The sequence below is a fragment of the uncultured Psychrobacillus sp. genome (genome assembly GCF_938022135.1).
GTDB lineage: Bacteria > Bacillota > Bacilli > Bacillales_A > Planococcaceae > Psychrobacillus.
The window spans coordinates 20,934-43,674 of sequence record NZ_CALIED010000015.1 but is presented as its reverse complement, the minus strand read 5'-3'; the positions used below and the strand labels follow the sequence as shown (position 1 = coordinate 43,674).

Here is a 22,741-nt window from a genome sequence, read left to right as displayed (position 1 = left end):
CATTCCACCTCATTTCCACTGATGTCCTAATCCATACTCCATTTCGTATGCAACATCCGCTTTAGCAACTAACTTTTGATGAATACGACCAATCCACTGCTGATAGAGAAGCACACTTTCATAGCTAGAAAGTTGTTCATCTAGCACTTCATTGGATACAACGACCATGACCTTTACCTTTTCTAACAATCGGTCGATTGTTTCAAATAGCCTCATTTCCACCTTTTCCATGTCACTAACATAAAGCTCGTTTGCTAGCCAAGTCGTGACACAGTCCCAAAGGATTCCATCTGTCGCCTTGATTGCTGGCACTAGTTTCTCCAAATATCTCGGTTGCTCAATCGTAATCCAGTTTACCGGATAATTTTCCCGATCTCTCTGGTGATGTGCAATTCTTTGTTCCATTTCTCTGTCTGTTGCTACACCTGAAGCAACATATATATTACGAGGAGCCCGCTCGTTCATCAGGTATTGCTCCGCAAAGTGGCTTTTCCCGCTCCGCACTCCCCCTGTTATAAAGACAAGCTTTCCTCGAACCATGTGGTCAACTCCTTTTTCAAGTGCTGCATGTCATCTTCTTTTTTCATCCCTACTCTAAACCAATTACCATCTAGTCCTTTAAAGTTTTCCGTATGTCGTAGCACGCAGCCTTTAGCTAGTAAATATTCAAAAAAATCCTTCGACTGAACAAGGTCGGGAAGCTGAAAGCAAAGAAAATTTGTTTGAGATGGTAGCACTCTACAATTAAGCCCCTCTAAAAATTGGGTGAAGTCCGTTCGTGCCTTTCGCGCAAAATGAATAGCATGCTGTCTATACTCCTCTTCCTTGAAGCACTGTGCACCAATCGTAGTTGCCAATGCATTACTATTCCAGTGAGGCAGCCTTGAACGAATATCGTCTATTGTTGCTTTCCCCGCTACTGCATAGCCAAGTCGTAGCCCTGGAATTGCATACATCTTAGTCATTGAACGGACAACGATAACATTAGGAAAATCACTTAAATACGGAATAAAAGATTCCTGTTCCTCTATAAAATCTAAGAAAGCCTCATCCAACACTAAATCACAATCATGCCTTTTTGCAGCAGTCGCTATCTGTATGATTTCCTCTAAGGGGACCAGGTAGCCTGTAGGATTATTTGGTCTGCATATATACAGAACATCTGCGTTTTCTACGGCGCTAAGCACCTCATTCATCGGCAGCGAACTTATTGCTATAATCTCCTTGATTACTGCCCCATATGGTCTGATCGTAGCCTCGTATTCAGAGAATGTCGGATGAATTATCACTACTTTTTTATGCTGATAGCGAATGGCAATGCTTGCAAATATCTCAGCTGCACCATTGCCAATGAGTATTTGTTTTAAGCTCACACCATGATACATTGCAGCCGCGCTTAGGAATGGCTCTCCATAGGGATCTGGATATTTCGTTATTAGATTTGCATAGGATTCCCACTGCTCCCTCACAAAATTGGGGGGACCTAGTGGATTCACATTTTCGCTAAAATCAATGACCATCTCAGGTATTGGAATGTTTAGACGTTGATATAATTGGTGAGCATTTGCTCCGTGGCTAGGTAACGACAAGTATTAAACCTCCTATCCCCGTCATTCCAAACCAGAAAAGAAAGACGGCTGTGTGTAAATGGGAAATCGCTCCTAATATATGTCTTGCACTTAAAGGAACCTTACGAATTCCCATCAATGCACGATTGGAAACGACTCCTTTATATGTATTTCTTCCGCCTAACTGTATGCCTAATTGATAGGCCGTGGCTGCTTCTAAAAAGCCACTATTGGGACTCGGATGCTTCTTAGCATCCATCCACCACCCCTTCATTCTCTCTTTCAAGGGAATGTCAGTTTCCTTTCTTCCTCCCAGCATAATGGCCAACCCAGTTAATCGACTCGGGATATAATTCGCAACATCATCTAACTTTGCTGCTGTATAACCAAACTCCTCGAACTGTTCATTTTTATAGCCAACCATGGAATCTAAAGTATTGATTGCTTTATATGCCCACAGACCAGGAGCACCAAATAAAAAGGCAAAAAATAGAGGTGCAGTAACTCCATCACTTATATTCTCAGAGACGGTTTCTACTACCCCTCTAGTTATTTCCTCCTCGTCCAAATATTCCGTGTCTCTTCCTACAATCCATGAAAGCTTAACCCTTGCATTAGGTAAATCCCCCTCTATCAAAGGCTTGTATACATCCATTGCAGCGTTCTTCAAGCTTTTTTGGGCGAGGCCAGAAGTAATAAGTATACTTTCTAGCGCAATTCCTAAAACAATATGAATAGAATAAGCAACGGTTACAAGCACTAGAGCAACGCTAAATGATATGCCCACTATAACTAGGACTAGGATCAGCCCTTTAAGCTTCCTCTTACTACCTTTGTTTAATTGCTTGGTTAGCCATGAAATAAGCGTGCCGATCCAACGGACTGGATGAGGCCAATTAGGAGGATCTCCTATTAATCGATCTAGCAGAAGACCAATTGCTATTGCTATCATATGAGATGCCATCTTACACCCATCCCTTAGCCTTTTTATATATCTGAATAGCCTCCACTGTACATTCAAATACACCTTGCCCAATCTTTTTACCAATTTCTGTTATAGGACCTGCATATTCAATATAAGTACCTTTTTGTGTAGCAGCAATTAGGACGCTATCTGTCGAGGTACCGGTCGCAAGTGTACCAGTTCTTGAATCCATCACTTGTTCATGAGCCATCGCTTTCGTTTTAGCCTCCGTTGCAGTGATAACAGATTGAATAAATGCCTCCTCTGCTAGCTCACCATTAATAACAATCCATGTATTGATCGTACCTACAGCAGGAAACATTTCAACCTCATGCGCTCTAGAGACATCCACTGCATTTCCAACCCCCGCAGTTACCATTACGACTAGATTACCAAGAGGTGTTTTGTACTCTTTTATGATAGCGTCCGTAGTTTTGACCGCTGTCATCATACCTACCGTATCTGCCTCTGATAATCCTTCGGCAGCAAGGTATTCTATCATTTCCTCCTGAACGTTATCACAATGGTAGCTCGCATCCACTCTTCGATTGACAAAGTTTCTATACCAGCCACTTCCTGCATTAATGACTGCAGATGACCACGTCTTTAATTGATTTTCTGCTCGGAAGAGAACATAATCATCCGTTACTTGAAAATTGGACACTGTAATTGGTTTATCGTCTTGTTTTTCCTTTACGTCTGGCAAAATGGTTATTTGTGGTTTAGGACGTTCTGGATGAGGACTAGTGCTAACTCTGGCTTCATAAACCGTTTCCACTAAACTCTTTTTTACTACCTCATGCGGTTCTCCAATTACTTTAATCCTCCCTTGGTCCATCAATAAAAGCCTGTCACAGTAAAGCGATGCAAGGTTAATATCATGAAAAATGCTTATAACCGTAATACCATTCTCAATTGCTTGTGTCTTAATCGTATCTAGAAGTTGTTTTTGATGAGCAATATCCAAGTGATTGGTCGGCTCATCTAACAGCAATATGGGAGCTTGCTGAGCCAATGCCTGTGCTACAAACACCCGCTGCTGTTCTCCTCCTGATAGAAGCTCTAGTAAATGCTTTTCATATTTGTCGATAGCAGTCAGCCTCATTGCTTCCTGTGTCGCTACCTCGTCCTCTTGCGACCATGTTGAAAACCAGCCCGACTGGTGAGGGTAACGACCGAGTGAAACCGTATCTCGAACGGTATGTGAAAAAGCTTGATTGTGCAGCTGCGGCAAAACGGCCAGCCTTTTCGCAAGCTCCTTTGAGGAATAGGATTTTAGTTGCTTACCTTCAATCAATACTTCTCCTGATGCAGGGGTAAGTATGCCACTCATCAATTTTAAAAGGGTAGATTTCCCGCTGCCGTTTGGACCTAATATTCCTAGCATCTCTCCTTTAGATACCTGGAAGGATACGTCATGCACGACTAGTTTTTGATTGTAACCACCAGAAATGTTTTTGATCTCTAGCATGCTAAGCAGCTCCTTTTTTACGTTGTCGGAAGAAGATAAATGCAAATACTGGTGCACCTATAAAGGCAGTGATGACACCTATTGGTAGCTCTGTTGGAGATATAATGGTACGTGACACCAAGTCACAAATGATTAATAACGAAGCTCCGTTTATGAAGCTTAAAGGAAGAACATGCCGGTTATCGGAGCCAAACAGCAGCCTCGTCATATGAGGAACAACCAACCCCACGAATCCAATGGTTCCCGATACAGCTACAGCGGTCCCGGTAAGCATAGACCCTCCTATTAGAATCATCATTTTACGTTTCTTCACTTCCACACCTAAATGCTGTGCCCGTTCTTCTCCAAACAGCATTGCATTTAGCTCCCTACGGTTCAACCATAATAAAAGTGAACCAATTATCATAAACGGCAATGCCATTTGAACATAGCTCCAGCCACGCATAGAGACACTTCCAAGTAACCAACCGATAATTTGTCTCAGCTCTTCCCCTGTTAAGGCAATCATTAAGGAAATGACTGAGCCGAGAAACGAGCTAAAGATAATGCCTGTTAAAATAATCGTTTCCATCTTCATCGCTCGATCAACTAGCTTCGCAAAGGAAATGACGATCAGCATAGTGATTAACGCCCCTGCCATACTGAAAACAGGCAAGGTGAACATTCCTAAAAAAGGTACTGATATTCCAAAAAAGAGTGTAGCCACTGCACCAACCGATGCTCCGGACGACACTCCCAATGTATAAGGATCGGCTAGCGGATTTTTAAGCAGACTTTGAAAAGCTGCTCCCGCTATTGCCAGGGATGCTCCGACTAATCCTGCGAGTATAACTCGCGGCATGCGAATCTTCCAGACGATATTTGTTGCAATCGCATCTGTACCCGTATCCCATAAAGTACTGATCGGTACCTTTACAGATCCGACCGACACACCTAGCCAAATGGCTACGATTAACGTAGCCAGTGACAAGGTATAACCGATCATTGATTTACTCACTAAATGCCTCCGGATAAATAGCCTTAGCCACTTCCTCTAGGCCTTCTACTAAACGTGGACCTGGACGACTCGTTGCATCCTCATCCACTTGTACCACCTCATCGTTTTGAATGGCAGTCACTGTGTCAAAGCCATCACGCTGCTTCACCTTTTCTACAATTCCTTCCACGTAGTCATAGGTGATTAACATTACATCTGGGTTACGGCTTACTATTTCCTCTGGGTTAACTTGAAACCAGCCATCTTGATCAGCCATAATGTTTTCTGCATTGACCATCGTTAAAATTTCTTGCATAAATGTCCCATTACCAGGAGTATAGATTTCTGGTACATCGGAAGTTTCTACGAATACTGTTTTCTTTGTCTCTACTTTTGCAACTTTTTCTTGAATTTCGTCAACCTTTGCCTTCATATCCTCTATAACGGCTTGTGCTTCCTCATATTTCCCCGTTGCTCGGCCAATTTGTTCAATAGTTGTATAGGTTAAGTTAAAATCCTTTGCATCCTGTACCACAAATACCTTTACACCAGCATCTCGAAGCTGCTGTAATCCTGCCTCTGCCATTGAAACAATGGATTCATGAGCGAATACAATATCCGGACTTAAAGAGATAATTTTTTCAATGTTAAATTCCATCCCGCCAATTTTTTCTTTATCTAACGCTTCCTTTGGATAGCTTTCGTAATCATTAACACCGATAATTTCCTCATTTAGTCCCAAAGCAAATAGAATCTCCGTGTTACTTGGAATCATGGATACGATTGATTTCGGAGCTTCCTCTAGCGTAATTTCTTGTCCTACTGCATCCGTCAGTGTAAGTGGGAATGCCGTTTCTGAGTTACCAATTTCCTGGCTACTTTCTTTTTCTGTTGGAAGTGTCTCTTGCTCATTACAACCACCTAAAATCAGCAAGGTCATTCCAATAATTAACCACAGTTTCTTCATCCTTTATTCCTCCTAAATATAGACAACAAAAAATCCCCCATCCTAGGATGAGAGATAGATAGGTATAAATCAGCCACGAAAAACCGAAAGCGGACCTACACCAGACCTATCCGCGTAGGTAATGGGTGTGTACGTAAAGGCAGGTTTTCTGGCTTATGATGCATATGCATCACTTACAGTGGCGGGACCGCGCTGGACTTTAACCAGCTTCCCTTTTAACTCTAGTAACCGATAACTAGAGCACCTTTAAGCAAATGTTATTCTATTGTTTCTTGCATTTATTATACCTTATATTTAGATGTTGTCGAGTTGAAGTCGGTATTTGAAAAAGCATACATTTTATACATTTCAACAATACGAACGATTAATAAAGAATATTGAAGTTTATATGCTTTTAAATGTGGAAAGTAGAATTGATTTCCGCTCTGGCGGACGCTTTCCGCGAGGGGAGCGATAAGCCCTCACCCATCGCTTACGCGCGTGGTTGTGATGTCTTATTTGTCTCCCTCCTCCCGCTGGAGTCGCCGCCTGCCGCTACAATCAATTATTAGAAAAGGTTCGTGGTTGATTGGTAAAGACTTTTTTATGATATATAAAACACGAACAACTTTAACCTTAAAAAAGCTTAATATAGTAGTTTTTCATCGCGATTTCTTGTTTTCATCATTTTTTTTATCAATCGTTTCTCTTACTTCTTTTAGTATTTTTTTCGTTGCTTTTGATTGTTCTCGTGCCGTTTCCAGGATATTTGGTTTATTTTCTTCTTTCCATCCAGTCAAAAAGAACACCCTCTCTTAGTTGTGTGCAACTGAAATTCGCTCCATCTTCTTAATATATCTAAAAACAAAGGGAATAATTGAATCAAAACATTTTGAGATAAATAATATAAAAAAACTTTTACTGAAATGAGCTTTAATCAATTACTACTTTTTTTACCTGCTATTAATAAAAATCACAGTACACAATCCACTCTTGTTTGTCTTGATTATAGAAAAAATAGAAGCTACCACTGTCTACTATGTTGAATTGTGCTTTCGCATCAGAGCTTATCTGAAAGACAAAGGGATATTCGTCACCATAGGAGACTCCGCTCTGGGTATAAGAGGGGTATCCACCGATCTTATGCATAGGATAGATATCCTCCACGATATCATCGTAATATTCGATGGCATCCTCTAATTCAATGCGTAAAATCTCGTCTACAATTTCTGGTGGTATATCCTCAGAGTCCCAGGCGGGAGCATCATTCTCAACTAGTTTCGGTTTTAATGGAAAAGGTTTCATCCTTGCAGATTGATCGTTTATTTTATGTAATTCGTTGAGGCTTGTATAGCAATTAATCATAAAAAAAGATGCTAAATTATCATTGTTTAAATGATTATATACACTAAAATCCATATAAATGGTGATTAGTTGAATATTTTTTAATTCCTCCGGTACGTAAGGGAGTTCGTTTAAAAAAATGGTGCATAAAGGCTCAAACTGTGAAGGGATATTTTCTTCTTTTCCCCACAAGACCTTTCCAATCCAGCTCTCTCCTAATTCTTCCGTTGGTCGATAACCACCCGTCTCAAAAATGGTAGCTTGCTTAAATAGTACTTCTTTTAATTGAGCAATGTTCATATAAATCCCCTCCTAAGCTAAGTAAGACTCCCAATCGTAATCTTCTATTTTATAGAAGACACCGTGGTCATTTCTTTCATATGCACATAGAGGTGGATCATCAATAAAAGAAAGAACAGAGTCATCTATATTTAAAATTACACCTATGGATATATACTGAAAATTGTCAGAATTACTTAAAAATCTATCATCTTCGTAACCAGTTAAAACAGACCAACCAGAATCTTGAGCATCTTTTGGATCATCTTTTAACATAAAATTAAATTCATCTCTCTCTAAAACATCGTTGCTTACAATTATTTTCGTATCAAAGTAATAATCCCATTTAGAAGATTTTGAATCATTATACTCAGTGTCACATATATGATCTGCATGAAATGAAATTTCTTGTCCAATTTTTAATTCGCTTATATTGATTGGGTCGTTTGAAAGAACTCCCTTAAAGTTTTCCATATCCCTATGGGTAATTTTCACCCACATTCTTTCACCTGCATACCCGTCTGCTCTAGTCTCGCATTCGAAAATTAATTTGACCCGATCTCCTATTCTTAAAATATCAATTACTTCCTGGCTAGGAATATAAAAAGTATAGGGCGCTTCTTTATTTCTCTTATAAACACTCTCTAAGTACCATGACATTATATTTACCCCTTGAACTGTTTCGACATAATTTTTACGAGTCTTTCATCACTTTAATTTTTTTGACAACTATCTTTCCTTGCTTTTCCACAGTCCATATTTTCACTTCTTGTCCTTCTTGTAAACTCCGCATGTTATTTATTTCCCCTGTTATTTTGGTGAAATTAGAGAAATGAACTTTAGGAGTAAAATGCTCGTATTCAGGGTTAATTTCAAGAGGATATAATATAAATTTACTTTCGGTTAAGTCCCCTATCTTACCATGATAATCAGCTCTACTAAAAAGGAAAAAAGCAAGAACAGCTATAATTATTATAGTCATTCCAATAATTAAGCCTCTACTTTTCATTTCTTATGTTCCAATCGTGCAATTGCTTCTTGTAGAAGTCTTTGTAGAACAGATGCGAAGGCTGCAATTCCAAGAGAAGCAAAAATCATGCCTAGTCCGATGCCTATGATTCCAGGCGCATCATCCTTATCTGCCATAAGAAAGAATATTGGCATACCTAAAACGTATAAAGAGCTAATAGCTAATCCACAGTATTTTATCTTCTCCAAGGCTCTTACTGAAGGTTCAGAGAAGGTAATATGATGACCTATATAATTTAAAAGCTTTAGTGCTTGGTATAGAGCAAAGTAAAAAGGAATAGCTGTTGCATACAAATCGATATAAACTAGATATTTTAGATAAGAATGGTCAGGATATAATTCCGCTGCAAAGCCTGCTATTTCAGGCACTAAAAAGATACATAACGCGAGAACCGGGATTCCCATTAAAATGACGGCCAACTTTAAAAATAAAATAATAGCTTTTTCCATAAAAGCACCTCACTCATTCATTGTCTACATAATATTACATATTTGATTGTTTTAGAATAAATACTATTGTAAATAAAATATATTAATACTCTAGGATTATAAAGGAACCAGAATAAAATTCTGAAAGTTTTTAAATGTCTTTATTCCTGTAAGAGATCCATTTGCTGCATTTAGCACTTTGTCTACATTATAGAATTAAAGATTTTAAACTAATTTCGTCTTTTAAAAGGCAATGTGGACTGATCTCACATTTGAAAATTTCAAAAAACATTTATAATTACTTACACAAGTTACTCTTGAAAACATACTAAAAATAGGCATTTCCTCTAAGAAAGTGTGTAACAAAAAGAGCTGGACAAGGTTATTATAATGTGAAAAGATTGAATTGTAAGAATAATCGGCCGATTTTCTTCCTAAGTATTTTGTTTTCTAAAAAAATAAAATTTGATACGGAGGAATATACTTTATGAAGAAATTTAAAATATTATTGTTAAGTTTTGTAATTGCTTTAAGTTTTGGATTCACAGCCCAAGCAGAAAATGTACGAGCCACTGAAAGTAAAGAAACAAAAGTTGATGTAGCTTCAGAACAAATTTTTGTTTCAAGAACGGTTCGTTTTACTAGAGATCAATCTATGTGGGTAACTGAAACTAGAAATGGTAAAACGTATTCTGGGTATATTTATAATAGAGGTTTTGCAGACGGCTCTGGAAACTACTCATTTTTCTCAGGATATATTAGAACAGGTCCCCATGCACCATTATCACTTGAACTTGAAAAATAGGAAGATAGAGTAGTTAAAATAAAGGCTTTGTTAGAAATCATCCCTTTACGTAGTTGTTTAACTCTGCAGTTCTCTGTAAGTTTCACTATTTAAAGGGATGTTTTCTTTTTCTAGAAATTATACTCCATTATACAAGCATATAATCATACATAAAGAGGAAGTGGGCCAATCTACGTCTGTTTTTCAGGGAGGAACTCATGAAAGAAGTTATAAGTTTCGTTATGAAAGGAATCTTAAAAAGTAAATACATATTATTGGTACCTTTTATTATCATTCTATTTATCGTTTCTTTGATGACTATTAATAGTAATGAATCTGGAACAACTCAACAGGAGCTACAAGACACATTTAATGATCGCAAGGAAACCATTAATTTTATCATTGGTAGCCTATTAAATAAAAAAAAGGATTTAGGCTTACCTGAAGAACAACAACTAGCACTAGACAGTTTACTCCTCCAAGAAGTGTATTTAAAAGAAATATCAACTAAGCTGGCTCGAGGAGATTTAGATATTTCCAACGAAAACCTCGCCTACTTAAAAGCATATAGTGAGTATGAAAGCTATGACTTTATAAGTTATATTAATCCTCAGGTTTTAAAAGTTGAGCAACAAAAAGCAGCCGCATTATCGAAACAAGGCCTACCTTTTACGGAACAAGAGACCCCTTTTAATACAGCACTATTTTCTAAGCAGTTATTCCAGCTATTATTCAGTCCCTTTACTGCATTTCTATTTTTTCTCATCTTCATTTATAAAATTATTTCTGATGAACAGAATCGAACATTCGAGTTCTTTAAAGTTAACTCACTTTCAAATACTGCAATCTATTACGGGTACCTCATACCTTTTTTAATGCTTGCCATTGTATATACGATTTTAGCAGGATTCTTTTCCTTATTGCCGCCTCTTTTAACTGGAAATTTAGAGACGATACACTATCCAATAGATATGCTTATTGGTACAGAAACAGTTATGGTGCCATTATGGAAATGGCTACTCTTCCTTCCAATTGGTTGGGCAATTTTTGTGGCACTTATGCTGACGATTGCAATATGTTTGTTTAAACAGCGGCTTTCATTTAGTGTACTTTTAGCAATCATTGCCGTCACGGTCGTGTGTGGTTATATTTATTCTGTTCTATTTGGATTTCATATGTTTAATCCTATCCATCTAATTGTTTCTTATGAGATGCATTTACTACCAACCAATCGTTTTGTAACGTATTTAACTGGAATGCTCCTCTTGCTCATTCTATGTTTACTAGCATGCTTTCCGGTATTTAAATCGAAGAATGTGGTATTCACCTCCCCCCTCCCTGCTTATGCTCGCAAGCGGTTTTATCCGAAACTCGAGGGGAGGATGCAGTTACTTCAATTTGAACATATTAAAAAGAAGCGCAAAGGTCATGTGTTGCTTACCATTATTCTGTTAACTGGGATTATCGGTAGTACATTTATTATCGTCAATCAAACCTATCAAAAGCTGCCAACCATATACTTGAATGTTATGGAAGATTTACAAAACCTCCTTATTGAAGAACAAGTACAGTGGAAAGTCCATGAAGAGGATTTTAATAGAGAAGTTGAAGCGAATCGCATTTCGGAGGATTCAGGAGACGGGACGACAGACTTTCCCGAGGAAAACCCATTCACCATGATGATTAGACACGCTGAAAACGAATACAACGTATTGGATGAGTTAAAATATAATATTGGTTCGCAAGATTTCGCTCAAAAATATAATGAAATTACGAAGCCCGACCAATCCTATAGAGAATTAGATTCAACCATGTGGAATGTTACTGTAATGGCTTCTGAGGAGCAACAGCATATATTAGATAAGAAAAATATTACACCATGGCCGATCGGGTATCAGTGGATTTCTCATTTCAATGATCCTAGTTATGCTTTAGGTAACGAACACTACACCTTACTAAAATCATCTCAAGAAAGAAACACGAAATATGGAAATAGTAGCTTGTTCACTATGTATAAATTTTTAGATTGGAATATAATGTTGGTGGTCTTATGTGTGTTTATACTTCTGCTATGGACATGTCTTTCCGTGGAACAGCGACCAACATCATCCATTCATTTTTTGACTACCAAGCCACTTACTTTCCAATCTATCTATGCAAGCAAATGGATTTACAATCTCTTAATTGCTTATGGGGCAATTCTAATTAGCGGTGGCATTACATTTATTGTCAGTTCAATTATAGGTGGCTTCGGTGAACCGGACTATCCGATTTTAGTCTATGCTCTTGAAAACACGAACCAAAACACGTTTTTTTCTCCTGTCGAGAATAGTTATTTTTACTTTGAGAGTTTACTAGTGTTACTCGTTAAAAGTGGATTTCTTATCGTTGCCCAAATCTTCTTTCTGAATAGCTTATTTAGTTTAATTGGGAGATGGATTAAAAACTATTATGTTTCTTTAGTTATCACATTATTAGTTTCCGTATTGGGTTATTACTTCGCAAATCAATACATTACTACTTCCTTTATGTATCTTAATCCATTTGTTTATTTTGATACATGGAACATTGTAGATGGCTGGAAATCGGTATTAGCGAGCTCGTCCGCCGTCAATTTCCGTAATGGATCGATGATTCTGTTGCTTAGTGGTTTATCATTGTTCCTAATAGGCTTCATACCAAGAAGGAAGAGGGTGTCATGATGTCAGTATTAGAAGTTCGCCAGCTCAGAAAAAAGTATGGAAAAAAACTTGTTTTGCGCGATATTTCATTTGAGATTCATGAAGGTGACGTTATCGGTCTAGTAGGCCCAAATGGAGCAGGTAAATCCACTCTTTTACGATCCATTCTGGCAATTGAAGAGTTTGAATATGGAACGGTGAAGGTCAAAAACATCTCTAATCAGAGTCCTGACTTTTATAAATACATTACCTTTTTACCGAGCGATAACTATTTATATATGCAGCTAACTGGATTCGACCATTTAGCATTTGTTGCAAACATCTATAGGTTGGAGAAAACGGCAATTGAAGAAGTTATTGAGCAAATTGGAATCCGATCCTATGTCGACCAGCCCTTAAAATCCTACTCGTACGGGATGAGACAGCATTTACTTATTGCATTATGCATTCTAACAAAGCCTTCTGTCATTTTAATGGATGAACCTTTTAATGGACTGGACCCTACAAGTACGATCGAATTGAAGGAGCTGATTCGCACCTTACATGCGCAAGGAATTAGCTTTCTCATTTCCACACATAACCTGGATATTTTGGAGGATCTGACGAAAAAAATATGGTTTATCAAAGACGGAACATTGTTTAAAGACGACAAAACATTAGTAGTAAATCTCCCTTATCAAATTGAAGTTTTAGTTCCCAAGGATACCGTGTTAGAAAAGCTGATGACCGACAGTCCATTACCTTATCAGGTGTGGGAAAACCGAATTATTACAGATCAAAATCATGATGTAGGAGAATATTTGGAGTGGCTACTAAAGAATAAAGTACAAATTCTATCCGTCAACCAAAGGAAGCCTAATCTGGAGGAAAGGTATAAGCATTTTTACGAGGTGTAGCCCACTTTCATCAAATGAGCTAGCTTTAAAAAAGGCTCTGTTAAAGGCTAAGGTTGATTTATGATGTACTCTAAATCGGCAAGTAGAATTGATTTCCGCGCCAACCAGACGCTTTTTCGCGGGGTGAGCGATAAGCCATCACCCATCGCTTACGCGCGTGGCTGTGATGACTTATCTTTCTCCCGCCTGTCGCTGGAGTCGCCGCCTCTCACTTCAATCAATAATTAGAAAAGGTTCGGGTTTTTAAAGTAAAAAATATAATAACAAACTATATGCTTATTTCTTAAATCTTTTTGATAGGGATATTTAAAGGAATAAAGAATTGGATCATCGGTAAAGTAAAATTAAGGGTTACCTTAATGGGATGGCTTGAGCCATCGACTATTAATAGTTACGAGAATGTTACGTAAGGGGTGATAGGATGATTTGGATTAAACTTTTGTTATATATATCGATTATATTTGTTATAAATATAATCGTTAGCTTTCTATTGAGTTATTCATTTAGAATCAAAAAAGAAAAAAGATCTTTTTTTTCGTACAATCATGTAAACGAATTACATAAAAAAATGGACTGGACTTTCAGATTTGTTTTTATGATGATATTGATCGTTGTGAATATTTTAGTAATAATAGAAGATTATTCAATACAACTCTATATTTATACTTCACTTTTCTACGCTGTGTTAGATTTTATCGTACGAGCATTTTTTGAATATAAATATTCCAATAATCCTAAACAATCTATTCTGACGATTAGCAATGGAATAGTATTTTCACTTGGACTTCTAATAGTATCTGATTACTTGTTAGATTATCTCGGCTAAGGTATGAATACTTGAGCTGCCGAATTCACTTTTTTATTATCAAATTACAAAAAAGGCATTAAGAAGCGAATTCTTAATGCCTTTAAAGGTTTATTTTACATTTTTTCTGGTGCAGAAACTCCAATTAATTTTAATGCATTTGCAATCGTTTGACGTGCAGATGTCACTAATGCTAGACGTGCCTCTGAAAGTGGCATGTTGTCCGCATTTAATACTTTGTCTGCATTGTAGAAGCTATGGAATGTTGCAGCAAGCTCTTGAATATAAGTTGCAACACGGTGAGGGGCACGAAGTTTTGCAGCGTCTGCCACCACTTGTGGGAAGTCACCAATTTTTTTCAATAGATCTAATTCTTTTTCGCTTTGCAATACATCCAAGGAGTCAGTAGAAGCCTTCATACCTTGTGTTTCTGCTGAGCGTAAAATAGAGCAAATACGAGCATGTGCGTATTGTGCATAATATACTGGGTTTTCATTTGATTGTGAAACAGCTAAATCTAAGTCAAAGTCCATGTGAGAGTCACCTGAACGCATACCGAAGAAATAACGAACTGCGTCTAGTCCTACTTCTTCTACAAGCTCACGCATCGTTACCGCTTTACCCGTACGCTTACTCATTTTCATCTTTTCACCGTCTTTATATAACTGAACCATTTGAATAACAGATACTTCTAGTTTTTCACGGTTATATCCAAGTGCTTCAAACGCAGCTTTCATACGTGGGATATATCCGTGATGGTCTGCTCCCCAAATATTAATAAGCTGATCGAAGCCACGAGCTAGCTTATTCTCATGGTAAGCGATGTCTGGTAATAAATACGTGAAGGAGCCGTCACTTTTGATAAGTACACGATCCTTGTCATCTCCGAATGTAGTAGAGCGTAACCAAGTTGCCCCCTCTTCTTCAAAAATATGACCATTTTCACGTAATTTGTTTAACGCAATATCAATTTTACCGCCTTCATATAAGGAAGTTTCAGAGAACCAGTTATCAAAGTTTACACGGAAGTCTGCTAAATCCTTTTGAAGCTTCGCCAATTCTACCTTCAAACCGTGAGTACGGAATGCTTGGAAACGCTCCTCATCAGACATATGAACAAATTTGTCTCCATGCTCTTTTGCAATGTCAGCAGCAATATCAATAATATCTTGACCACGATATCCATCTTCAGGCATTTCCTTTTCCATACCTAATGCTTCAAAATAACGCACTTCAATAGAAACGGCTAAGTTATTGATTTGATTTCCTGCATCGTTTATATAATATTCACGAGAAACATCGTAGCCAGCAAAGTCTAATACGTTACATAAGGAATCTCCAACAGAAGCACCTCGTGCATGTCCTAAATGTAAATCACCTGTTGGGTTGGCAGAAACGAATTCTACTTGAATTTTTTCGTTACCACCAGATGCTGTGCGGCCGTAATTTTCTTTTTCTGAAAGTACTGCTTTTACTACATCCTGCAAGTAATCTTTACGTACAGTAATGTTCATGAAGCCTGGTCCAGCGATGTCTACTTTCTCCATCATTGTTCCGTCCATATTAAGGTTTTCAATAATTGCCTCTGCGATTTGACGAGGGTTTTTCTTCGCAATTTTAGTTAATTGCATAGCAATGTTTGTTGCATAGTCACCATTTGCTTTATCTTTTGGTGTCTCAAGATGAACTGATGGTAGTTGCTCCTCGGTTACAAGCTCTGCTTTAAGGATTGCTTGCTGCAAAGCTTCCTTAATGGATTGTTGTACTTTTTCTACTGCATTCATTTTATTCCGCCTCCGTATATGTTAGTTCTAATTTATATGTACCGACCACTTCTTCGTCCACTATAAGCTCATAATGTACTAGGAATTGACCATCTGTGAATTGCAATCTCTTCGTATTGGTTGTAATCATGAATGTGCCGTAGCCTGTGTCATAGCTACCGGTCTGCTGTTCTCCTCTTTGAAATGGCAGGCGCATTTTGACACCACCACTTCTAAGTATTAACGCAGATTCAGCATTTAATTTTACTGTTGTTCGAACTACCTTTTCGTTCTGTACTTCCTCATAAACTAAATAAGGCTGCTCTCCCTTTAAGGTTAGAACGCCAGATGTACGAATGTCAAAGGATTCTTTTTTAGACTTCGGGTGTTGGATTGTTGATCGCAACCGAACAGTAACTTGTTTTTTTAATGGTTCAGACATGGACTTCATCCTTTAAAGCATTTTATAATAATTTATTATAATAATTTATTTATGTAAAAATATAACCTTCATATTATAGCTTAAATTTCATCTAAGTTACAACTAATCGTAAAATACACTTTTTTCTAAAAAAAAGCTTGTTTAAATACACCAAAAAGAGTTTGGAGATCATCACACTAAGCTTTTCTTATTTATCTCTGTTATAGGATATGGTTGATTTTTCGTGAGGTGGTCTTGTTTATGAATTTACACATAAACGATTGAAGCAGATTAGTTCCGTTTAGTTGATACAAGGGATTTATAATGGATGCTTGTACTAGCCTAAAATGATGCTTGTCAAACGGTTTACCGCCGTATGTAAGGTTTCTTTTCCCTCTACACATGCCATTGCAACTCCATAAATGCCCCAACTCCAGAATGTAGCAAGAAAATAATGTTCTTCTTTTATACCGTGCTCTTTATCTAATAATGTATGTAAATTTTCCGTCAAGCGCTGTTTTATTTCATAGTCCATTTTCGGTTTAAATTCTTTAACTGCTCGTTGACAATGTAAGGCTAAATTTGTCTGAGAACTTATAATAGCTTGTAGGGACATAATAATCGTTTGTTCGTCGATCACTTCTTGTAATGCTACTTCTTTAAAAATTTCTTTCGTGAGAACCTCTTTTTGAATCACATCGATTAAATCGTATTTATCCATAAAATGATAGTAAAACGTTGAACGGTTAATCTTTGCTTCTTGTGTAATATCAGAAATAGAAATATCACTAAAATCTTTTTGTTTAATTAGTTTCAAAAAACCATTCATGATATTTTGTCTTGTCCGTTGGATCCGTGGATCTTGTTTTTTCATTCGAACCTACCTTCTCGAAACTGTATTATTTTGATCGCTTGATCAATTAAATGAATGACTAAATTATAACAGAAAAATTTCTGGGAAAAAAAATAAGCAATTCGTGGTCCAATAAAACAGACCACAAATTGCAATATATAGATAATAAATGATTAGAATTTTTTTGCTAATTGCTTTGCACGCTCAATGCCTGCTAGTTTAATTTCCTCAGCTTTATCTCGCATTGCATCATGACCCTCAATAAATAAACCTTCAAATTCAGAAATACCCATGACGGCCATCAATTGTTTTAAATAGCGATTGCCTAGCTCTAAGTCTGCTAAAGGATGACCTTCTGAATAAAAATCACCTCGTGCTTGAATGTGAAGCACTTTCTTACCTCGAAGTAAGCCTACAGAACCTTTTTCTGTATATCTAAACGTTTTACCAGGCACTGCTACGGCATCAATGTATGCTTTCAGTACTGCTGGGAATAAGTAATTCCACAATGGGGTTACGAATATCATTTTATCTGCTGAAACAAATTGATTAACAATTTCGTTTAGGCGACTCACTTTCGCTACTTCCTCTTTAGAAAGAGCATCCATGGGTTGTCCTGCACGAAGTTTTCCCCAACCACTGAACACATCTGCATCTAAATTCGGGATTTCTTCCTTAAATAAATCTACAGTCACAATTTCATCTTTTGGATTTGTTGCTGTATATGCTTCAATAAATGCCTTTCCTGCTGCCATACTAAATGAATGATTTTCATCATTTGGGTTTGCTGTAATAAATAATAACTTAGTCATAATTTTTTCCCTCTAATTCTATAAGATTTACAACATCTGTTGTATGTTTAGTATAAAATGATTTATTAGCTATACAAACCAACAGTTTTATCGAATTGTTGCAAATCCAACATTCGGCTCATATTGATCGAAAAAAGAATAATCTAATTAATTCTTCCAAAATACATAAAGGCCCCTAGAACTTTACTGTACGTAAAGTTCTAGGGGCCTTAGTAATTCTATTACATTTTCTGCAGCAGTGACGATTGTTTCACTTTAACTGCTCGTCGCAGAACCATAGTGACTGCTTACTACTTTATCCAGCCTAAGATCATTTCTCTCAGCAACTTCGACGCGGTATTGGCTGTTTGGCTTCCGCCTCACTTCGTTCAGCTCCGCAGAACATTAGAGACCACTTTCTATTTAACCCATCCTAGTAGCATTTCGCGTAGTAGTTTCGACGCTGTGTTTGCGGTTTGCTCCGACTGATCATAGATTGGGGCTACTTCTACTAGGTCGAAGCCTACTACGTTGACACCTGAGTTTGCGATTGCGTGGATGGAGGCTAGTAGTTCGCGGCTTGTGATTCCTCCGCAGTCTACTGTTCCTGTACCAGGTGCATGTGCTGGGTCTAGTACATCGATGTCAATTGTCACATAAACAGGGCGTCCCTCAAGTGTTGGAAGTACCTTTTTCAAAGGCTCCAGCACTTCGAACTTAGCAATTTGCATGCCATTTTCTTTTGCCCAATCGAATTCTTCCTTCATTCCAGAACGAATTCCAAATGAGTAGACGTTTTTAGGTCCTATATGCTCTGCAATTTTACGGATTGGAGTGGAATGAGATAATGGCTCTCCCTCGTATTCCACACGCAGATCTGTATGGGCATCCATGTGAATGATCGCCAGGTTATCGTATTTGTTCGATACAGCCTTCATTACTGGCCAAGAGACTAAATGCTCTCCACCCATGCCGACCGGAATTTTTCCGTCCTGCAAAAGTTGGCGGATGAACCCTTCAATTAAGTCTAGACTTTTCGCTGCATTTCCAAATGGAAGTGGAATATCTCCTGCATCAAAATAGTTTACATCATCTAGTTCTCTATCAAGATATGGAGAATATTCCTCTAGACCAATAGATACTTCACGAATACGCTGGGGACCAAAACGAGATCCAGGACGATAACTTACTGTCCAATCCATCGGCATTCCATAAATGACTGCCTGTGCTTCATCATAATTTTGCTTGCTTTTAATAAAAACATTACCTGAGTATGCTTCATCGAATCTCATTGGCTTACTCTCCTGCAAGGTCTTTCACAAATTTCGGTAAAACGAATGCCGCTTTGTGAAGTTCTTTTGTGTAATACTTCGTGTCTATATCGAAGAATTGCTCATCTGGAACTTGTAGTGGATCATATTTTTTAGATCCAATTGTAAAGCACCATAAACCACTTGGATACGTTGGGATATTAGCCAAATACATATTTGTAATTGGGAATATTTCCTTCACATCTTTTTGTACTTGGCGGATTAAATCCGCTTTAAACCAAGGGTTGTCCGATTGTGCAACAAACAAACCGTCTTCTTTTAATGCTTTGGAGATTCCAGCATAAAAGCCCTTCGTAAATAGGTTTACTGCTGGTCCTACTGGTTCTGTTGAGTCTACCATAATGACATCGTACTCATTTTCAGATTCAGCAATATGCATAAACCCGTCTCCCACCTGGACGTCTACTCTTGGGTTTTCTAATTCACAAGCAATCTCTGGTAAATATTTTTTTGAGTACTCAATTACTTTTCCATCTATATCAACTAATGTCGCTTTTTTAACCTTCGAATGCTTCATAATCTCACGAATTACTCCACCGTCTCCCCCACCAACTACTAATACATTTTCTGGGTTAGGGTGCGTGAATAAAGGAACGTGTGCAACCATTTCATGATAAACAAACTCGTCCTTTTGGGAAGTCATAACCATGCCATCTAAAAAGAGCATGTTACCCCATTCCTCTGTTTCAGCCATTTCCAACAGTTGAAAATCCGTTTGTTCTGTATGAAGTGTGCGTTTCACCTTCATTGTGATGCCAAAGTTCTCGGTTTGCTTCTCTGTAAACCAAAATCCAGCCATTTATCTATCTCCTTCCAATATATGATTCTTTTACTTTACCTAAAAAGTAAATACAAAGAAAGTATAGTGGTTTTTGGCAAAAGTGCAATAGTTTTTTAATTCTCGGTTTAATTTGTTTCTATAGTTCTCATACTGTTAAAAACACAGGTGAGAACGGGGTTGATTTTTTGAAGCGCGCGCAATATAAAAAGAAGACTACTCGAAATAAAAGATTAAAAAGAGTTCTCCTAATAGGAATAGCTGCTAGCTGTGCATTTTTAAGTGCCATAGTCACTCTTCGAATATATGCGCAAATAGTTGGCGCACCGATTATTCAGGTTCCAATTTCCTCTGTATATTTAGACAATCAAGGTAACGTCATAGGAGATCGTTTTAATGAGCAGCGTAGGTACTGGATATCACTAGATGAAATGTCTCCCTTCATTCCACAAGCAACTATTTCCGTGGAGGACCAGGAGTTTTACGAGCATAATGGTTTTGATTACTCTCGAATTGCTTCCGCTCTTCTAAAGGACGTAAAGGCAGGAAAAAAAGTTGAAGGTGCCAGCACTATTACTCAGCAATATGCACGTAATGTGTTTTTAACCCACGATAAAACATGGACAAGAAAAATAAATGAAGCATTGTATGCTTATCGCTTAGAAATATTTTATGAAAAGGATGAGCTTCTAGAGGGTTATTTGAACACTGTTTATTTTGGACATGGGATGTACGGAGTAGAGGCTGCAAGTCAGTATTATTTTGGGAAAAGTGCTAAGTCTTTAACTTTAGGAGAATCCGCTCTTTTAATGGGTATTCCAAAAGGACCTACCCACTATTCTCCAATTGTGAACGAAGAAAAGGCCGTTAATCGGCAAAAGCTAATATTACAATTAATGAACAATCAGCAATTCATTACTTCGGAACAAAAGGAACGTGCTAACCTAGAGCATTTAGCTCTAAAGACAGAAGAATCAAGAGTAGCCAAAAAGACAGCACCTTATTTCTTAGAGGAAGTTTGGAAGGAAGCTACAAAAATAGTGGAGAGCAAAGGCCGTCGCATCGAAGAAGGTGGGTGGACGATTACTACTACGTTAAATAAACAGCATCAGCAGGTAGCAGAGGAAACTATTGAAAAGTGGATGCCTAAAGGGGAACTGCAAATTGGTTTCGTCAGTATGGAGCCCAAAACAGGTTATATAACAGCTATGGTTGGAGGAAGAAGCTTTACCGAAAGTCCCTTTAACCGAGTTACACAAGCAAAAAGACAAACTGGATCAACAATCAAGCCTTTACTGTTTGCAGCAGCACTAGAGAATGGCTTCTCACCCCTTACTTACTTAAAAAGTGAACGAACGATATTCACCTATGACAATGGACGAAGAGAATACGAGCCTAAAAACGTAAATGGAGAGTTTGCTAATCATCCAATCTCCATGGCGCAGGCCTTAGCAATCTCCGACAATATATATGCAGTGAAAACATTGGAGCATATAGGCTATAAACCATTTGAACAACTGGTGGAGCGATTTAATATCAACATGAAGGTCGATCAAACACCTGCTACCGCGTTAGGTACACCAGAGGCTTCCTTACTAGATATGACGAAGGCATACAATACGATATCAGATAAAGGAATCCAAATGAAACCAACGTATATTACGAAAATCTCAGACAATGAGGGCAAAGTTATATATGACATCAGTGAGGAGAAAAGAAAAGGCAAGAAAGTATTGTTAGAAGAAGATGCTTTCTTATTATCACATTTGATGACTGGAACTTTTGATCCTACGTTTAATGATTACTCTCCTGCTACCGGTATTAGTATACGCGCAAAGCAAACACGTCCTTACGCAGCTAAATCGGGAACAACGAATACAGACCAGTACCTGATAGGATTCTCACCACAGCTAACTACTGGAGTTTGGAATGGCTATGACCAAGGCAAGGCAGTGAGTGATGCAGAAGCGAAGCAGGTAACGAAGCAAGTATGGATTGAATTCATGGAGCAAGTGCATCGTGGACTACCTGAGGAGCCATTTATCGCTCCTGCAGGTGTACGCGGAGTTATCGTAGATATCGAAACAGGAGGACTCGCAACTTCTGATTGTGAAAAGCAGCGTCTTGTTTATCTGAAAGAAAAAGATATTCCAACTAAGCTTTGTACAGATCCACGACTAAAACAGCACACATTCGAGGATTTATCGGAACAACAAAAAGAAGATGAATCCTGGTCCATCTTCCCTTTCAACTTCTTTGGAAACTAAGCATTTATAGTTAAATGGCTTTTTAAATAATAAAGTAGAGTTGATTTCCGCTCTGTCGGACGCCTGCCGCTACAATCAATCATATAAATTGTTCGTGTTTTAATTGGTAAATTGCTAATTATGAAATTGATAACTTTAAAAAATTGAGCTAGGGAGAATAACCCCAAGCTCAATTTACTTTTATATTGTTTTTACCGAAAACCAGTTAGTTTTTTCATTTAACTTTTGAAACCGTGAAATCGGCAACTTGATTTTACGGTTTTATTTCTTTTTAAAGCTGCTAATTTCTTGTAAGACATCTATCCATTCCTATTGTTTGGAGTGGAGGCGGCGACTCCTGGGGGAATAGCTCGAGCTGAAAGCCC

Annotated in this window: 22 protein-coding genes and 1 riboswitch; of the genes, 5 read left to right on the top strand and 17 right to left on the bottom strand. The window is 37.9% G+C overall.

Features of this window, described 5'->3' with window-relative positions; translation table 11 throughout:
* Window positions 1-9: 9 nt before the first annotated feature.
* The 11 genes from Q0371_RS03115 to Q0371_RS03065 all read right to left on the bottom strand — a co-directional run bounded on the left by Q0371_RS03115 (window position 10) and on the right by Q0371_RS03065 (window position 9,027).
* Window positions 10-540, bottom strand: a complete 531-nt coding sequence (locus tag Q0371_RS03115) for a bifunctional adenosylcobinamide kinase/adenosylcobinamide-phosphate guanylyltransferase (RefSeq protein ID WP_298468161.1) — start codon at window positions 538-540, stop codon at window positions 10-12.
* Complete coding sequence (locus Q0371_RS03110) at window positions 513-1,589, bottom strand: aminotransferase class I/II-fold pyridoxal phosphate-dependent enzyme (RefSeq protein WP_298468156.1); 1,077 nt, start codon at window positions 1,587-1,589, stop codon at window positions 513-515. Before Q0371_RS03110 ends, Q0371_RS03115 begins: the two co-directional genes overlap by 28 nt.
* Window positions 1,576-2,532, bottom strand: coding sequence for an adenosylcobinamide-phosphate synthase CbiB (gene cbiB, locus Q0371_RS03105; RefSeq protein ID WP_298468153.1), 957 nt, complete (start codon window positions 2,530-2,532; stop codon window positions 1,576-1,578). Before cbiB ends, Q0371_RS03110 begins: the two co-directional genes overlap by 14 nt.
* Before the next feature lies 1 nt (window position 2,533).
* Window positions 2,534-4,003 (bottom strand): heme ABC transporter ATP-binding protein, encoded by a 1,470-nt coding sequence (locus tag Q0371_RS03100; protein WP_298468151.1) that lies wholly within the window; start codon window positions 4,001-4,003, stop codon window positions 2,534-2,536.
* Between the two features lies 1 nt (window position 4,004).
* Window positions 4,005-5,000: an iron ABC transporter permease gene (locus tag Q0371_RS03095; RefSeq protein ID WP_298468149.1), complete on the bottom strand. Its 996-nt coding sequence runs from the start codon at window positions 4,998-5,000 to the stop codon at window positions 4,005-4,007.
* Window positions 4,993-5,946, bottom strand: a complete 954-nt coding sequence (locus Q0371_RS03090) for an ABC transporter substrate-binding protein (RefSeq protein ID WP_298468146.1) — start codon at window positions 5,944-5,946, stop codon at window positions 4,993-4,995. The genes Q0371_RS03095 and Q0371_RS03090 overlap by 8 nt, the downstream gene beginning before the upstream one ends.
* 120 nt (window positions 5,947-6,066) lie before the next feature.
* Window positions 6,067-6,209, bottom strand: a riboswitch (cobalamin riboswitch).
* A 378-nt stretch (window positions 6,210-6,587) separates the two neighbouring features.
* Window positions 6,588-6,725 carry a hypothetical protein gene (locus Q0371_RS03085; protein ID WP_298468143.1) on the bottom strand — a complete coding sequence of 46 codons (138 nt, stop codon included), beginning with the start codon at window positions 6,723-6,725 and terminating at the stop codon, window positions 6,588-6,590.
* A 163-nt stretch (window positions 6,726-6,888) separates the two neighbouring features.
* Complete coding sequence (locus tag Q0371_RS03080; protein ID WP_298468141.1) at window positions 6,889-7,569, bottom strand: DUF1963 domain-containing protein; 681 nt, start codon at window positions 7,567-7,569, stop codon at window positions 6,889-6,891.
* Between the two features lie 12 nt (window positions 7,570-7,581).
* On the bottom strand, window positions 7,582-8,208 hold the full coding sequence (locus Q0371_RS03075) for a DUF2185 domain-containing protein (RefSeq protein ID WP_298468138.1): 627 nt from the start codon (window positions 8,206-8,208) through the stop codon (window positions 7,582-7,584).
* A 34-nt stretch (window positions 8,209-8,242) separates the two neighbouring features.
* The gene (locus tag Q0371_RS03070) at window positions 8,243-8,530 is read right to left on the bottom strand and encodes a hypothetical protein (protein ID WP_298468135.1); all 288 of its coding nucleotides are present in this window, start codon (window positions 8,528-8,530) and stop codon (window positions 8,243-8,245) included.
* Window positions 8,531-8,553: 23 nt separating this feature from the next.
* A complete protein-coding gene (locus tag Q0371_RS03065; RefSeq protein WP_298468132.1) occupies window positions 8,554-9,027 on the bottom strand; it encodes a DUF2975 domain-containing protein in 474 nt (157 codons plus the stop codon).
* A 466-nt stretch (window positions 9,028-9,493) separates the two neighbouring features.
* On the opposite strand from Q0371_RS03065, the gene Q0371_RS03060 reads away from it, so the two are divergent.
* The 4 genes from Q0371_RS03060 (at window position 9,494) to Q0371_RS03045 (ending at window position 14,193) form a co-directional block, all read left to right on the top strand.
* On the top strand, window positions 9,494-9,811 hold the full coding sequence (locus tag Q0371_RS03060; RefSeq protein WP_298468129.1) for a hypothetical protein: 318 nt from the start codon (window positions 9,494-9,496) through the stop codon (window positions 9,809-9,811).
* A 197-nt stretch (window positions 9,812-10,008) separates the two neighbouring features.
* A complete protein-coding gene (locus tag Q0371_RS03055; protein WP_298468126.1) occupies window positions 10,009-12,492 on the top strand; it encodes a hypothetical protein in 2,484 nt (827 codons plus the stop codon).
* Window positions 12,489-13,367 (top strand): ABC transporter ATP-binding protein, encoded by an 879-nt coding sequence (locus Q0371_RS03050; RefSeq protein WP_298468123.1) that lies wholly within the window; start codon window positions 12,489-12,491, stop codon window positions 13,365-13,367. Before Q0371_RS03055 ends, Q0371_RS03050 begins: the two co-directional genes overlap by 4 nt.
* A gap of 421 nt (window positions 13,368-13,788) precedes the next feature.
* Window positions 13,789-14,193 carry a DUF4181 domain-containing protein gene (locus Q0371_RS03045; protein WP_298468119.1) on the top strand — a complete coding sequence of 135 codons (405 nt, stop codon included), beginning with the start codon at window positions 13,789-13,791 and terminating at the stop codon, window positions 14,191-14,193.
* Window positions 14,194-14,288: 95 nt separating this feature from the next.
* Here Q0371_RS03045 and argS read toward each other — a convergent pair whose 3' ends face one another.
* From argS to speE, 6 genes are all read right to left on the bottom strand, one after another.
* Complete coding sequence (gene argS / locus Q0371_RS03040; RefSeq protein WP_298468116.1) at window positions 14,289-15,956, bottom strand: arginine--tRNA ligase; 1,668 nt, start codon at window positions 15,954-15,956, stop codon at window positions 14,289-14,291.
* Window position 15,957: 1 nt separating this feature from the next.
* Entirely contained in the window at window positions 15,958-16,377 is a 420-nt protein-coding gene (locus Q0371_RS03035) for a DUF1934 domain-containing protein (protein WP_298468113.1), read from the bottom strand.
* A 316-nt stretch (window positions 16,378-16,693) separates the two neighbouring features.
* Entirely contained in the window at window positions 16,694-17,230 is a 537-nt protein-coding gene (locus Q0371_RS03030) for a TetR family transcriptional regulator (protein WP_298468111.1), read from the bottom strand.
* Between the two features lie 152 nt (window positions 17,231-17,382).
* Window positions 17,383-18,021: an FMN-dependent NADH-azoreductase gene (locus Q0371_RS03025; RefSeq protein WP_298468108.1), complete on the bottom strand. Its 639-nt coding sequence runs from the start codon at window positions 18,019-18,021 to the stop codon at window positions 17,383-17,385.
* Window positions 18,022-18,419: 398 nt separating this feature from the next.
* The gene (gene speB, locus Q0371_RS03020) at window positions 18,420-19,292 is read right to left on the bottom strand and encodes an agmatinase (RefSeq protein WP_298468104.1); all 873 of its coding nucleotides are present in this window, start codon (window positions 19,290-19,292) and stop codon (window positions 18,420-18,422) included.
* A gap of 4 nt (window positions 19,293-19,296) precedes the next feature.
* Window positions 19,297-20,130: a spermidine synthase gene (speE, locus tag Q0371_RS03015; RefSeq protein ID WP_298468101.1), complete on the bottom strand. Its 834-nt coding sequence runs from the start codon at window positions 20,128-20,130 to the stop codon at window positions 19,297-19,299.
* 167 nt (window positions 20,131-20,297) lie between these two features.
* On the opposite strand from speE, the gene Q0371_RS03010 reads away from it, so the two are divergent.
* On the top strand, window positions 20,298-22,376 hold the full coding sequence (locus Q0371_RS03010; RefSeq protein WP_169361404.1) for a PBP1A family penicillin-binding protein: 2,079 nt from the start codon (window positions 20,298-20,300) through the stop codon (window positions 22,374-22,376).
* Window positions 22,377-22,741: the final 365 nt, after the last annotated feature.

Coding starts and splice junctions, on each gene's coding strand:
- Q0371_RS03100 (WP_298468151.1), bottom strand. CDS start 4,003: ATGCTAGAGATCAAAAACATTTCTGGTGGTTACAATCAAAAACTAGTC.
- Q0371_RS03035 (WP_298468113.1), bottom strand. CDS start 16,377: ATGTCTGAACCATTAAAAAAACAAGTTACTGTTCGGTTGCGATCAACA.
- Q0371_RS03115 (WP_298468161.1), bottom strand. CDS start 540: ATGGTTCGAGGAAAGCTTGTCTTTATAACAGGGGGAGTGCGGAGCGGG.
- Q0371_RS03060 (WP_298468129.1), top strand. CDS start 9,494: ATGAAGAAATTTAAAATATTATTGTTAAGTTTTGTAATTGCTTTAAGT.
- Q0371_RS03030 (WP_298468111.1), bottom strand. CDS start 17,230: ATGAAAAAACAAGATCCACGGATCCAACGGACAAGACAAAATATCATG.
- Q0371_RS03075 (WP_298468138.1), bottom strand. CDS start 8,208: ATGTCATGGTACTTAGAGAGTGTTTATAAGAGAAATAAAGAAGCGCCC.
- Q0371_RS03090 (WP_298468146.1), bottom strand. CDS start 5,946: ATGAAGAAACTGTGGTTAATTATTGGAATGACCTTGCTGATTTTAGGT.
- Q0371_RS03050 (WP_298468123.1), top strand. CDS start 12,489: ATGATGTCAGTATTAGAAGTTCGCCAGCTCAGAAAAAAGTATGGAAAA.
- Q0371_RS03025 (WP_298468108.1), bottom strand. CDS start 18,021: ATGACTAAGTTATTATTTATTACAGCAAACCCAAATGATGAAAATCAT.
- argS (WP_298468116.1), bottom strand. CDS start 15,956: ATGAATGCAGTAGAAAAAGTACAACAATCCATTAAGGAAGCTTTGCAG.
- Q0371_RS03055 (WP_298468126.1), top strand. CDS start 10,009: ATGAAAGAAGTTATAAGTTTCGTTATGAAAGGAATCTTAAAAAGTAAA.
- speE (WP_298468101.1), bottom strand. CDS start 20,130: ATGGCTGGATTTTGGTTTACAGAGAAGCAAACCGAGAACTTTGGCATC.
- Q0371_RS03080 (WP_298468141.1), bottom strand. CDS start 7,569: ATGAACATTGCTCAATTAAAAGAAGTACTATTTAAGCAAGCTACCATT.
- cbiB (WP_298468153.1), bottom strand. CDS start 2,532: ATGGCATCTCATATGATAGCAATAGCAATTGGTCTTCTGCTAGATCGA.
- Q0371_RS03070 (WP_298468135.1), bottom strand. CDS start 8,530: ATGACTATAATAATTATAGCTGTTCTTGCTTTTTTCCTTTTTAGTAGA.
- Q0371_RS03065 (WP_298468132.1), bottom strand. CDS start 9,027: ATGGAAAAAGCTATTATTTTATTTTTAAAGTTGGCCGTCATTTTAATG.
- Q0371_RS03045 (WP_298468119.1), top strand. CDS start 13,789: ATGATTTGGATTAAACTTTTGTTATATATATCGATTATATTTGTTATA.
- speB (WP_298468104.1), bottom strand. CDS start 19,292: ATGAGATTCGATGAAGCATACTCAGGTAATGTTTTTATTAAAAGCAAG.